Raw genomic sequence first — 12,712 nt, forward strand, 5'->3', positions numbered from 1 at the left:
CCGGGAGGTCCCGGCGGTGCACTTGTGAACATGACCGAAGAAACCAAGACCAGCGAGCCGCAGGCCGACCCCGCCGTATCGGTGGTGGGTCCCCGCGACGGCGAGACGATCGTTCTGGGCACCACACGCATGCGCGTTCTGGAGGACGGCAGCCACACCGGGCACCGCCTCGCGATCACCGAGTCCGTCCTCGCCCCGCACACGCAGGGTCCCCCGCAGCACCGCCATGGCCAACACGACGAGGGCTTCTACGTCCTCTCCGGCAATGTGCGGTTCACCGTCGGGGACGAGGACTATGAGGCCACCGCGGGGACGCTCGTCATGGTTCCGCCCGGTACCCCGCACACCTTCGCCAACCTGACTGACCAACCCGCCGTCATGCTCAGCACATTCACACCCGACCTGTACTTGCAGTACTTCCGAGACCTTCAGGAGGTGCTCGCCAGCGGCCGGCCGCTGACGCCACAGGCCACCATCGACGCGATGAGCCGCTACGCGACACAGCCCGCCACCGGCCTCGCCTGAAGCGGACGGGACGGCTCGGCCGCCCTCCTTCGATGTGTGGGGCGTGGCGCTCTGCCTTCGCCTCCGAACCCCTCGGAGGACGGATCGGCCTTCTCCAGGGGCTTCCCAAACACTCGACGCAATCGACATGCCCCCGCGAACCGGGGCTCCATGAACGGGAATCATGAACATCGCCTATTGGATCGTCGCGGCACTGCTCGCGCTCTTCTACTTCTACGCAGGCACGCTGAAGGTGATCCGCAGCCGCGATCATCTCCGACCGACGATGGCTTGGGTCGACCGCATGCCCTTGCCTGCCCTCAGGGCGCTGGGGGCGGTCGAAATACTCGGCGCGGCCGGTCTGATCCTGCCGCCGCTGACCGGCACCGCTCCCTGGCTGGCGCCGGCCGCAGCCGTCGGCTTCGTAATCCTGCAGGCCGGTGCGATCGCCGTTCACCTGACCGGCGAAGACCGCGGGATCACACTCAATGTCGGACTCACCGCCACAGCGGCCGTGACCGTCTGGCTGGCCACCAGGTTGTGATCGTGGCTCAGTCCTCGACCGGTGGAGGCGACTGCTGGGCCGGCCGCCTGACGGCCGCTATCACTTCTCACGAACCTCGAACACGCCGCCGTCCACGCGCTGCCCGGCGAGGCGTACCTGCGTTACGAAATTGACGAGGCTTCCGGAAACTTTTTTTGAATCATTGTGCCAATGACCTGCGGAAAAAAGGATTTGACGAAGCTTTACGCGTGTGGGAACATCAACGCAGGACGCCACCAGTGCGTCATAATTCCGTTGAGGCTCCCCTTCTCGTTGAGAAGCGGGGGCCTTTCGTGTTTCCGCACAGGCCCCTGGAGTCATCCTCTGGGGGCCTTTTCCGTTCCCGGAGGCTCCGCCTTGCTGTCTTCTCCCGTCTTCGGCACCGTGTTCGGCGTGCCGGTCTCGTTGGCGCTCTGCGCCGTTGCCGTACTGGTGGCCATCCTGTTGCTGGTCATGGTCGTGACCTGGGTTGCCCTGCGCCGGGTCGAGCAGGGCGATCTGCCCAGCGCCCTGCTAGGGCTGGCCCACATCATCTCCGCGCTGTGCGGGCTCCTGCCGTGGGGCCGGCCGACGCCGCCGCCCGCGCTGCCGCAGCAGCCGACCGTGGACACGCAGTCAGCGACTGGGCCGACCGTACTCTTGGTCCGAGAGGGCACGACGGACGGCACCATGGCCCAGCGGGTGGAGCCGTGAGCGCGCCGGGGCGGGGCGGGCTTGGGCCCCGCCGCCGGGTGGAGACAACGAACGAGCTGGCCGAGGCCCTGGACTACTTCTTCACCGAGGACGGGGCCATGGTCTTCCTCGCCACCGTCCTGTACGGCGCCTCTGCCCGAGAGATTGCCGAGAAACTGGACCTCCCGATGCGGCGGGTGCGGCAGGAGCTTGCTCGGACCAATTGGGCGCTAGGGGGCCTCAGGCAAGGGCGCCTGGAAGAGTACCGGCCCGGCGCAGACGACGGAGGGGTGCGACTGATCGACGAGAGGCTACGGTCCCGGATCCGGGCGTGGCAGCTGGACGAAATGTTCATCCCCGTCTGCGTCCAGTGCGGCAACCGTTATCCGTCGCCCAGCCCAGAGCGTGAACGTGCAGGGCCTGGGAGACGCCGCAAGTACTGCTCAAATGCCTGCCGCCAGAAGGCCTACCGGGAACGCCGTAGGTGAACTGCTGGAACCCCTCGCTGACGTGCGCCGCGGCAGGAAGCGCTCGTAGGGGCCCCATCACACAACAACCGCGGGCCTGCGAAGGCTCTCGACTCATACGAGTATTCCGCCGTTCGCGGGCCCGCAGGATCGGGCATCTTCGGGCCGCGGAAGATGCCGGGCTGAGGGTGAAGGAAGGCCTCGGTGACGTGGGTGAGGGACGGCTCAGGTCTGTCTGCGCTGGATCTGGTTAACGATGAGGAGGGGCCATGGGGTGGCAGACCGAGGGGTTCGGTTCGGCGCACGAGGGCAGGGCGGGAGGTGTCCTGGCAGATGGCAGTGAACCAAGCCCGTGTACATGGACGCTGGTAGTGGCTCCCACGTGCCATCGACGAGTGAGTGGTGGGTGTACGACGGGACGCTGGGCGCGCCGCGGGCGAGCGAGGTGTGGGGGTCGTGTTCCTGCGGCTGGCGGGGCAGTTCCCGCTATGAGATCGACTGGGATGAGGTGGTGGCGGAAGGCCGTCCCGTCGAGCTCGGTCTCTGTGGCCCGCGCGAGGACTGGGAGGAGCACATCACCGAGGTCGATCAACGGGCGGTGCCGCTGCCCGGGGGTCTCACCGACCTGTTGGAGCAGTTGGATCGGCAGCTGTACACCCTGGCCGACCAGGCGCCGCTTGCCGCGTTGAGGGCCGTGGGTGTGCTGGAACGCGCTGCGAGGCGTATCGGCCTTGAGGCGGCATACAACGTGGGGGCCGACGAGATCTCGCCGGACGCGGTCGAGGAGGCGCTGGGGCTGCCGGAGCAGACCGTACGCTCACGTCTCACCCGGTTCCGCCTCGGGCGCTGACGCTGGAAGCGCCGCCTCAACAAATGGGACAGCGCCCCGTACCGGCGGCGCTTCGCCGCCGGCGCGCCGCGGCCTGGCCACTCGGTACGACAAGACCGCCACCATCTACGCCGCCAGACACCCGGCTCCGAAATCGAGGACGGATGATGTCGAGTCCCTCCAGCTGCCTCCCGCGCTAAGAAGGCCACCCGGCTGCGAGTGCAGACCGCCGCCGACATGCCCGGACGCCCGCAGGCCTTGGTGAGGACGCGCTCCACTTTGACGTTGAAGGCGGTCTCCGGGCTCATCTGGTCCAAGGAACGCGCGCAAGGACGAGTTCGCGGACGTCTGCAGCTCCAGACTCCCGGAGTCGGAGCGCGACGTGATGGAGCTGTGATCCGCTGGCGAAAACGTCGTCGACAAGCAGCATCGTGACCCTCTTCGTGTCGCGTGTGTCCCGGCTTGATGTCGCGTGTGTCCCGGTCCAGCTCAGGGCAGGGCCATGCGCGGCCGCAGCCGCGCGTTTTTCGGCTCTTGATCGAGGATCGTCCTCGCGGGGAGACTGCCTCACATGGGATCAGCGGGTGTGGATACGAGGGTTCGGATGGGCAGGCCGCGATGAGCGTCAACCTGCCGTTTTTCCGCTATCACCCGGATCCCGTCGCAAGTGGGTCCATCCGCGAGGCCGCCGAGACATGCGCCTGCTGCGAGCGCGACAGGGGCTGGATCTACACCTCCACCTTCTCTACGGCTCGCGAGGTCAACGGACGTTTCTGCCCATGGTGTATCGCAGATGGAAGCGCGGCCGAACAGTTCACGGGCGAGTTTGCCGACTCTATTGGGCTCGACGGTGTCAGCGACGACGTCCTGCATGAGGTCACCCGCCGCACCCTGCCTTCCACGCCTGGCAGGATCCCCACTGGCTCGTCCACTGCCAGACCGAGGCCGCCTTTGTGGGCGAGGCCGGGTACGCCGAGCTGGCCGCGTGTCCTGATGCTCTCGCCCAACTTCGGGCCGACATGCGCCTCGCCGGCTGGCGGGACGAAGCCCAGCTTGAGCAGTTCCTGGGCCAGTTGGGCGAGTCGGCGACCGCCATGCTCTTCCGCTGCACCGTCTGCAGGACCCATCTCGCCTACGTCGATGCACGTAGGAGCCGCCACTCCATCAGTCTGCGGTAGCAGATGAGGGTGCAGGCGATGGTGTCAAAATCCCGAGGCACCGGACTTCAGGGCGCTACGGCATCTTCTGTCCGCCCATGCTTGGGGATCCTGTGCTTGGGGATCCTGCAGTCATCCTGGCTCAGGCAACCGCAAAAGAACGCCGCCAGTCAGTTCATCTGTGTGGGCTGCAGCGGCGCTTTCCCGAGCAGCCGGCGGGACGACAGCTCAATCACTGGGGCGGACGCAGACAGCAGACTCCCAGAACGCCGACATGGGGCCGGGAGGTGGCGGGGGCGGTGCTGCAACACCACGTCTTGGAGAGCAGGTAGGGGCTCTACCTGCCGCGAAGTAGCGCCTCCGCCTCAGCCCGCCGTCAGGCACGGTGAAGGACCAGCGGTCGTCCCCGGCGAGGAGCGCGCTCAAGCGGTCGCGCTGCTCGCGCAGTTCGGTTCGGCGGCAGCCCAGCACCGCCGCTGTGCCGGTGGGAAGTTCGACGGCAGTCAGCTGCTGCATCGGTGCGGCGGTCAGTCGAGCACACAGCGGGGTGCGGCGCAGCGCGTCGACCAGGGACAGGGGCACGCGGATCCAGCCGACCCGCAGGCCGCCCCACAGGGTCTTGCTGAGCGAGCCGATCAGCACCGACAGCGGTCGTGTTCCCGGGGTAACCCGCGCCGAAGGGCGTCACGTGCCTGCGGACCGGGCTCGCTGGTCCTCGGAGAGGGGCGGTGCGCAGGCAGTGGTGGCCGAGCGGAATGCGCTTCGGTAGGCGGACGGGGTGGTGTCCAGGGCAGTGCGCATATGCTTCCGCAGGTTGGTGCCGCTGCCCAGGCCGGCCCTGGCGGCGATGTCGTCAACAGGCAGTTCGGTCGACTCCAGTAGATGGCGTACGTGTGCCAAGCGGGCCGAGGCGAGCCATTCGGCCGGGGAGAGTCCAGTCTCCTGCCGGAAGCGCCTGGTGAAGGTCCGTACGCTCATGTGGCAGTGGGCCGCGAGGTCCTTGAGGGATAGCCGTCGATCCAGGTGTTCCGTCATCAGCGTCCGCGCCCCGGCCGTCGAGGTACCCGCGTCCTCCCGGACCGGGTGCTCGATGTACTGTGCCTGCCCTCCGTCCCTCATGGGCGCGACGACGTTGTACCGCGCCACCCGATTCGCCACGGAGCTGCCGTGGTCCTCCCGGACCAGGTGCAGGCACAGGTCGATGGCGGCCGCGCCGCCGGCTGACGTCAGGATCCCGCGATCGGCGATGTAGAGCGGGTCGGTGTCGAGGTCGACTGCGGGAAAGAGCCGCCTGAACTGCTGCGCGTAGCGCCAGTGGGTCGCGGCCCGGCGGCCTTCCAGCAAGCCGGCGGCCGCGAGTACGAACGAACCGGTGCACAGGGACACCACCCGGGCGCTGCGCCGGGCCGCACGGCGCAGCGGTTCGGCGACGGAGGCGTCCACCGCGCCGGCTTCCAGTACCTCCGGGCAGCGGGTGCCGGCGACGATCACCGTGTCGGCGTGGTCCAGCAGGGACAGGTCGCCCTGCGGCGTGACGCCATACCCGTTCACCGTCGGTACCGGGGAGCCGTCCGGGGTGAGGGTGCGTACCTCGTAGGCCGCGGTGCCGGCGCGGGTTTCGACCGCGGCAAGCATCTGGGCCGGGATGCTCAGGTCGAACGCCACCACCGGTGCGAGAGCGAGGACGGCCACATGGTGCGGTGTCGCAACGGTCATGGCCCAATAGTTGCACATAGTGACTCTCGGGCCACTTCTGTGCCGCTCGTGATCGGCAGAGACTGAGATCAGTTCCGCACGACAGACCGGGCAGCACCCGGTCGAACACCCGGAAGGTGCCCATCCAGCCATGACTGCCCCCGCTGTCGATCCCGAGATCCAGACCCTGCTCGACACCGCCGACACTGGCGTCTTCCCCGTCCACGGTCTGGACGCCGTCCTCGCCGACCCCCAGCGCTACGCACTCCTGCGCGCACGCCCCGACACCCCCGTCGATGACCAGGTCAAGGTGCGTGACCTGTACATCCCCGGCCCCGCAGGACAACTGCGACTGCGCGTCTACCGCCCCGACACCACCGAAGACCTGCCGATGATCCTCTACATGCACGGCGGCGCCTACACCTACGGATCCCCCGAGGCCGAAGAGGGACGCTCCCTGCGCTACGCCCGCGACGCCCACGCCGTCGTCGTCTCCGTCGACTACCGCCTCGCCCCCGAACACCCCTACCCGGCCGCAGCCGACGACGCCTACGCCGCCCTGACCTGGATCGCCGACAACCCGGCCGAACTCGGCGGAGACCGAACACGCATCGCGGTGGTCGGCGGCAGCGCCGGCGGGAACATCGCCGCCTCCACCGTGCTCCGCGCCCGCGACCAGGCGGGCCCGCACCTGCTCTTCCAGTCCCTGACCTACCCCAGCGTGGACGGCAGTCTCACCAGCGCCTCGGCACGGGAGTTCACCGATACCCCGGTCCTCAACCGGGGCGCAATGGAACTGGCCGTGCAGTACTACGCGAAGGACGGCCACGCCGACCCGTACGCCTTCCCGATCCGCGCCACCGATCTCAGCGGCCTACCGCCCACCTACATCGCCGTGGCCGAGATCGACCCGCTGCGCGACGAGGGCCGCGACTACGCCGCACGCCTGTCTGCCGCCGGCGTCACCACCGAACTCGTCCAAGTCCCCGGCGCCGTCCACGGTTTCGACCTCCTCTTCCCCCAGGCCCGCATCAGCGAACACAACCTCACCGACCAGGTACGCACCCTGCGCGAGGCCCTCCACCCCTGAGAGGGCGTTCCTGCCGGCTCGGCCGGGAGGCAAGCAGCGCAACGCCATCGAGCGGTGCATCAACCGCTTGAAGCAGTGCCGCGCCATCGCCACCCGCTACGAGAAGACCTCGACCCTCTACCTGGGCGGACTCCACGTCGCAGGCATCCTCCTCTGGTCCGCACGTTGATCCCAACGCCCCTAGTGCCGGCTGAGCGGAGGGTGACAGTGCGGGGGTAATGGGGGTAATGGGGGTAAGAAAACCGCCCATTGGTATTTCTTTCTCTACGTGCCTATGGAGAAGTAGGGGCGACGGGCGGCTTTCTACCCCGGTGGCCTTGGGGCCCCGGAGCGCGGAGTGGGTGGGCTCGGCGGTCTGTCACGCTCACCAGTTAATGGATATGTAGGCGGGCCGACGGCTTCACTCTCCAGCGTCTTACGTGGAGGTGAGTGCGGGTCGCGACCTCGGCGTTGACGCATCCGGGAGTGATTTGGGGCAGTCCACTCGGGCGCCAACTCTGCGATGAGCGCGCCGAGTCGACGCCGCAAGATGCCGGCGCAGATACGATGCGAGAGAGCCGTACGGGCCAGGGTTGCATCACAACAAGACCAACCCGAACGGCTCTCTTCACGTCACGGTCCAGCCGCCCCCACTCTCTCGCTTCACACCGTGAGGGCTGCTGAACCCTACCCGTCTCCCGGAGGACTCTGCCGTGCCCCGCTTCGAGCCATACGCGGAGACGCTGCTCGGCTTCCTGCTGTCGCGGTTCGACGAGGCCGGGTTCGCCTCCCTCGTCGACCACGAGCCGAAGCGCGTGCCGGCCTGGTATTTCGAGTCTGGCGGCGGGCGGGTGGAGCCGAGGATGGTGATGTTCACGGGCTGCGTCACGTGCTCGCGGATCGACCCGGGCTCGGAGTTCGCCAGTTACTTCCACATCAATGTGGAGCGGTGGCCCTGCCTGCATGTCCGGCGCCTAGCGCTGGTGTTCCGCGACGACCCGGACTATTGCCGGGAGCGGCGGCCGAAAGGGGCCGTCCACGTGTCCGGGAGGCCGTTCTGCCAGGAGGACAGCGACACGTGGCCGCCCGTGTGGCCTCCCGGCATGTGAGGGGGCCCGCTTCTCGCGCGCGGCCGGGGAGCCACCTCGCCACTGACCCGTACGTGGCCCATGGCGTTGCCGCGCACTTCGCCGCCGCCGCATCCGCTCCGTCATCCCACAGCCCACCGACCAGATCAGGCACCGCCTACAACGTGTCCAACTCGGCGGTAGGCCACGGCACTTCGACGCCGAGACCTTACAAGAGGCGCAACACCGTCGAACGCCGCATCAACCGCCTCAAGCAGTGGCGCCGCCTGGCCATGCGCACAGACAAACGTGCCATCGTCCACCAGGCCGCACTCCACCTCGTCGCCATCCTCATTCGGACCCGACGCCGACCAAAGAGATAGAATCTAGGTCCACGTTCGAGCCTGCTCGTGGAGCGCCTTGAGCTCGGCTACCGGGCCTCGGAGTACCTGCTCCATGAGAGACAGGGCTGCCCCGAGGAGGTCGGGAGTGCCGACCGCGGCCGCCATCGCCCGCACGGCGGCTTGGCGAGCACCGGCTCCTGAAAAGGTAGATGCCAGGTTCGTGCCCAGGGTGGCGCCGCAGGCGGGTAGAGAACCTGCTTACCCGGATGGCAGCGGCACAGTCGGTGCCCTCGACTTCCTGCGGGCGTTCCTGGGCCAGGGGCCCAAGACCCGGGCGGAGTGCAACTATTGGTCGAAGAAGATTCACATCTCGATTCGCAGCGTCGAACGCGCGAAGAAAACCCTCAAGCTCAAGTCGTCGAAGACGCACGGCGGGGAAGCCAACTGGGAACTCGGCTGAACCGCCCTCAACCCGCGTACAGGCAGAGGGCGGCACCAGATCCCAGGTTCAGTGATCGCTGCCCATGAAATTGTGGACTGCTTCCGGGCCCGCGTCACCACACCCGTTGCCGGGCGCGCTGATGGGCAACCTCAAGCCATTGCCCCCAACAGTTCCGGAGTCCCTGTCAACGTGCCCCGCGGCGCCGACTCCAGAGGAGTCAATGCAGGTGTTATTGAAGATCGCATTTCCGAAGCCGATGATGGTGGTTGCGTGGGCCGGTGCCGTGCTACCACATACGGCGGCCACCAGAACGGCAGCGGGTACAAGGCTGCGTGATGTCATCATGTCCGGTCCAACGAGAAGTGATCGACAAGGTTGCGGCGGTTCACCTCGATTGACCCTGCGAGGGATTTGCACCGGCTGTCGGTATGTCTCGTCCCGCGAGAAGGGTGGGCCAGGGGGCGTCGGTTTTGACGGCCGCAGTAGGCACCGGACGTTGCGGCGAGCATCGATCGCGAAGATCGTTCGCGGCGTCGTCGGCGCCGATCGTCCGAGTTACCCCGCTACCGGCTTTCACTGGCTCTGGCCTGTTGGGGCTTGCCGCCCAGGGGGCGGAGGGGCCGCTTGAGCGCCGCAGGCTGCTGAGTGCGGCTGCGGCCTGGGTGGCGGTTTCTTCGTCGGAGGCGGTGATGTCGACGAGGGCATGGCCGGCCTCGCTGAGGTGCTCGTCATGGATCTTTATGTTGCCCCAGACGCCGCCGAGGCCGGGGGAGTTCGGCCCGGGGGAACACGACACTCAGAGGGCGGGCAGTGTCTGTCGCGGTTGACGGACCCGGCAGGGCGGGTAGATGCGGGGAGCTGACGTCACCTCAATGACCAGGAGCCCATTGTGAACTGAATGCGCCGCTTGGCGCCCATGGCCAACCAGCACAGGCACAAGCAGCGCGTGATCCGCGGCATCCCTGACGACCTGGTCGAGCGATTCGACGCTGCCGCCCGTGCGGCCGGCAGCGACCGTTCATCCCTGACCCGCGTCCTGTGGGAACAGTGGCTCGGCACGCCGGACGTCGAGGTGCCCCCGCGGCCGGCCGACCACGCCCCGCCGACTGAGGGCTGACGCCCGCCCTGGCCGGGTTCGCGTACGCGCCGCAGCTCGCTGACCTGCCGGACCAGAAGATGTGGCGCATCGACCGCACGGCCGACTACGGGGCCCTCCAGGACGCGGCCCGCGGCCGGGTCGACCTGGCCCGGATCGAGCGGCACTGGGAGGACATCCTGCGGCTCATCGGCTCCATCCACACTGGAGCCGTCCGCGCCTACGACGTCACCCGGATGCTGTCGCGCGACGGACGGCCCACCCCACTGGGGGACGCGATCGCGCACTACGGGCGGATCGCGAAGACCCTGCACATCCTGCGCCTGGCCGACGAACCCGGCTACCGAAGGCAGATCAAGGTGCAGGCCAACCTCCAGGAAGGGCGCCACGCACTCGCGCGGAAGATCTTCCACGGGCGGGCCGGGCAGCTCTACCAGGGCTACCAGGACGGCATGGAGGACCAGATCGGCGCCCTCGCCTGGTCCTCAACGCCCTCGTGCTGTTCAACACCCGCTAAATGGACGCCGCGGTGAACCAGCTCCGCGCGGACGGTTTCGACGTCCGCGACGAGGACGTCGCCGCCTCTCCCTGTTCGTCCGCCACCACATCAACGTGCTGGGCCGGTACTCCTTCCAGCTCCCCGACCTGCCCGGCGGGCTGCGGCTCCTGCGCGACAAGGACGCCGCGGCCGACGAGTGAGGGCTTGCCCCGGGCGCCTTCAGCCGGAGACGTCGTAGATGCTCCACTGGCCGGGTGTCTGGGGCCTGAAGCGCAACTTGTTGTTCTGGACGATCAGCGAGCTTCCGTTCAGGTCCCGCTTCTGCCGGATCTCGTAGTGGTCGCCCTTGTCGACGAAGGTGACCGGGTCGTACTTGCCGGAGTAGGCGGCCACCCACCCGTCCTTGGAGTCGATGTAGTAGTCCTTGTAGTCGCCCCTGGTGACCTGGAGGTAGCCTCCCCAGTTCCCACCCTCCTGCCAGCTGTCGACGACCTTCACGTAGAGCCGAGACGCCCCGCTGGCCGAGTGGCCCACCACTGCATAGCCGTCTTTGAGGCGCACCATGCCCATCTCGACGGCTTTGGGGTCCGAGCCGTTGTAGAGCGAGAACTCCCTTGTGCGCAAACGTCCCACGACGGTTCCTCTCATCTGGACGATCATGACCGTCCCCGGCCTGCCCATGAGGACGACGGAACAAGCCTTCCGCTTCCGCGCTCACTCCTTCGATGGAGCGCGTTCAGGCCACGCACGGCAGAGAACCGCTGACGGCTCTCTTTCACGCAGGTATCAACGGCGCGCGTCGCCGGGCGCGAGGAGGATGGTCAGCTCCGAGATCGCCTCGTGGGAGGGCTTGAAGTAGCGGCGGACGTTCTCCGGTTTCTTGTGCCGCGAATTCGCCATCAGCATCAGCAGAGAGGCACCCTGCACACCGATTTCGGGTCAGACCGGAATGCCGGTACTCGTGCAGATCCCACCCCGTCCCGGGTCCGCGTACGGCGATGTGCTCGTCCAGCAGCGCGCGTGCCTGATTGTAGGAGAGGCGGGCCAGGCCGGTGTCCGGGCACACGTCGCGCGGACTGACGACCTTCCCCGGCCCCGGGCGGCGGTGCGTGACGAAGACCGGGCCCCGGGTGCGGCCCTTGAGCAGGCGCGGCAGGAGCCGGGCGGTGCCCGCGTCCCAGTAGACGGTCTCCAGCACGAAGTCCTCCCGGGCCTGCCCGCGCCGGCGGGTCTTGCTCCGGGCGCCCTTGGTCTTGACCGGGCAGCGGCGGGCGGCGAGGTCCGTGCCGGCCTTCGCGGTCGGGTCCGGGGTGGTGTTCGTGGCCGGTTGTTCCGGTACGCGGTGCAAATCTGCGGGTGATTGTCACTGGTCTGCATGGGCGTCATTGGGGCGGTTGTCGGTGCCTGGCCTGGTGTTGTGGCGAGGGAGTGTCATCTCAGTGCAGATATGTCGGTGACATTCTGATGCGTTTCCCCTGGTCGGTTTGGTGCAGATCCCTGAGCGGTGGGGCACTGTAGCGGCAGTGATGGGTGGGGGAGTCCGCTTCATCTGAATTCGCTGGTCTGGCTTGGGAGTTGGTGGATCGTGTCCTGAGGTGGGGACACGGGCCGTCACTGTCAGGGGTGGTGGGTATGGCCGGGACAGAGCACTTCGTAGATGACGGCGCTGGGGCGTGAGCAGGCGGTCTGCAGGCTGCTGGCTCTGCAGGAACGTGGGGAGTTGACCACTGCGCATGTGCGGCTGGTCGTGTCGTTGCGGACGGTGTGGCGTTGGTGGACTGGAATGCAGATTTGAATTTTCGACCGTAATTCACGACTCTCTGAAGCTAGAGTATGTGAATGGAAAACACAGTCTCTACCCCAAGCACCCGCTTGATGCATCTGAGAGGGCGGGACGTCACCTCAAGGCGCAAGGTCAAGCTTCACTGTCCCTGCGAGATGCAGCTCGACCGCATCAGAGGAAAGATGACACTGAATCAAGATCTCACGCCCAGTCAAGTAGGCCTCACGTGAGCGGCGTTCGAGAGGCTGACTGATCGAGGTCCGGAGCCTTCATCGGTACAGCGACGGCCCGCAAACGGCCGGCATTCCAGCGAGAAACCGACGCGCCCCTCCATAGCCCGCATGTCTGTCAGCTCAATCCCCGCAAAGAGAAGGCCCGCTGAGCACAGGTCACAGACATACGCAGGAATTGAATTCCGGAGGAATTCAATTAGCAATTCCGGAGGAATTGAAGTAATCCGCGGAGCGGATTACAAACCCCGGAGGGGTTTGTCGTCTTTACGGTGCGGAGCACCGTGCGTCGTTCCTCCGGAGGAGGACGCGCG

Annotated in this window: 10 protein-coding genes and 3 pseudogenes; 10 read left to right on the forward strand and 3 right to left on the reverse strand. The window is 67.3% G+C overall.

Annotated features, from left to right (window positions below; all coding sequences use genetic code 11):
- Nucleotides 1–30: 30 nt before the first annotated feature.
- The 5 genes and pseudogenes from ACIRQ7_RS30625 (at nucleotide 31) to ACIRQ7_RS30645 (ending at nucleotide 4,194) form a co-directional block, all read left to right on the forward strand.
- The gene (locus ACIRQ7_RS30625; RefSeq protein WP_404265850.1) at nucleotides 31–525 is read left to right on the forward strand and encodes a cupin domain-containing protein; all 495 of its coding nucleotides are present in this window, start codon (nucleotides 31–33) and stop codon (nucleotides 523–525) included.
- A gap of 163 nt (nucleotides 526–688) precedes the next feature.
- Nucleotides 689–1,048: a DoxX family protein gene (locus ACIRQ7_RS30630; protein WP_404265851.1), complete on the forward strand. Its 360-nt coding sequence runs from the start codon at nucleotides 689–691 to the stop codon at nucleotides 1,046–1,048.
- 357 nt (nucleotides 1,049–1,405) lie between these two features.
- Nucleotides 1,406–1,741: a resistance to Congo red protein gene (locus tag ACIRQ7_RS30635; RefSeq protein WP_404265852.1), complete on the forward strand. Its 336-nt coding sequence runs from the start codon at nucleotides 1,406–1,408 to the stop codon at nucleotides 1,739–1,741.
- Between the two features lie 828 nt (nucleotides 1,742–2,569).
- A complete protein-coding gene (locus ACIRQ7_RS30640; protein ID WP_404265853.1) occupies nucleotides 2,570–3,037 on the forward strand; it encodes a hypothetical protein in 468 nt (155 codons plus the stop codon).
- A gap of 597 nt (nucleotides 3,038–3,634) precedes the next feature.
- Nucleotides 3,635–4,194 (forward strand): annotated as a pseudogene (locus ACIRQ7_RS30645) (CbrC family protein).
- A 663-nt stretch (nucleotides 4,195–4,857) separates the two neighbouring features.
- On the opposite strand, the gene ACIRQ7_RS30650 reads toward ACIRQ7_RS30645, so the two are convergent.
- Nucleotides 4,858–5,889, reverse strand: a complete 1,032-nt coding sequence (locus ACIRQ7_RS30650; protein ID WP_404265854.1) for a GlxA family transcriptional regulator — start codon at nucleotides 5,887–5,889, stop codon at nucleotides 4,858–4,860.
- A gap of 130 nt (nucleotides 5,890–6,019) precedes the next feature.
- Between ACIRQ7_RS30650 and ACIRQ7_RS30655 the strand changes: the two genes are divergently transcribed.
- The 5 genes and pseudogenes from ACIRQ7_RS30655 to ACIRQ7_RS30675 form a co-directional block, all read left to right on the forward strand.
- Nucleotides 6,020–6,958 (forward strand): alpha/beta hydrolase, encoded by a 939-nt coding sequence (locus ACIRQ7_RS30655; protein ID WP_404265855.1) that lies wholly within the window; start codon nucleotides 6,020–6,022, stop codon nucleotides 6,956–6,958.
- Nucleotides 6,959–7,650: 692 nt separating this feature from the next.
- Nucleotides 7,651–8,046: a hypothetical protein gene (locus tag ACIRQ7_RS30660; RefSeq protein WP_404265856.1), complete on the forward strand. Its 396-nt coding sequence runs from the start codon at nucleotides 7,651–7,653 to the stop codon at nucleotides 8,044–8,046.
- Nucleotides 8,047–8,493: 447 nt separating this feature from the next.
- Complete coding sequence (locus ACIRQ7_RS30665; protein WP_404265857.1) at nucleotides 8,494–8,808, forward strand: hypothetical protein; 315 nt, start codon at nucleotides 8,494–8,496, stop codon at nucleotides 8,806–8,808.
- 898 nt (nucleotides 8,809–9,706) lie between these two features.
- Nucleotides 9,707–9,907 (forward strand): ribbon-helix-helix domain-containing protein, encoded by a 201-nt coding sequence (locus ACIRQ7_RS30670; protein WP_404265858.1) that lies wholly within the window; start codon nucleotides 9,707–9,709, stop codon nucleotides 9,905–9,907.
- Between the two features lie 8 nt (nucleotides 9,908–9,915).
- Nucleotides 9,916–10,585 (forward strand): annotated as a pseudogene (locus tag ACIRQ7_RS30675) (Tn3 family transposase); the annotation flags it as partial.
- A gap of 19 nt (nucleotides 10,586–10,604) precedes the next feature.
- On the opposite strand, the gene ACIRQ7_RS30680 reads toward ACIRQ7_RS30675, so the two are convergent.
- Nucleotides 10,605–11,018 (reverse strand): hypothetical protein, encoded by a 414-nt coding sequence (locus ACIRQ7_RS30680; RefSeq protein ID WP_404265859.1) that lies wholly within the window; start codon nucleotides 11,016–11,018, stop codon nucleotides 10,605–10,607.
- Nucleotides 11,019–11,171: 153 nt separating this feature from the next.
- Nucleotides 11,172–11,667: pseudogene (locus ACIRQ7_RS30685) on the reverse strand (site-specific integrase); the annotation flags it as partial.
- Between the last annotated feature and the right edge of the window lie 1,045 nt (nucleotides 11,668–12,712).

Source organism: Streptomyces sp. NPDC101393 (assembly GCF_044767385.1).
Classification (GTDB): domain Bacteria; phylum Actinomycetota; class Actinomycetes; order Streptomycetales; family Streptomycetaceae; genus Streptomyces.

Coding starts and splice junctions, on each gene's coding strand:
- ACIRQ7_RS30625 (WP_404265850.1), top strand. CDS start 31: ATGACCGAAGAAACCAAGACCAGCGAGCCGCAGGCCGACCCCGCCGTA.
- ACIRQ7_RS30630 (WP_404265851.1), top strand. CDS start 689: ATGAACATCGCCTATTGGATCGTCGCGGCACTGCTCGCGCTCTTCTAC.
- ACIRQ7_RS30650 (WP_404265854.1), bottom strand. CDS start 5,889: ATGACCGTTGCGACACCGCACCATGTGGCCGTCCTCGCTCTCGCACCG.
- ACIRQ7_RS30655 (WP_404265855.1), top strand. CDS start 6,020: ATGACTGCCCCCGCTGTCGATCCCGAGATCCAGACCCTGCTCGACACC.
- ACIRQ7_RS30670 (WP_404265858.1), top strand. CDS start 9,707: ATGGCCAACCAGCACAGGCACAAGCAGCGCGTGATCCGCGGCATCCCT.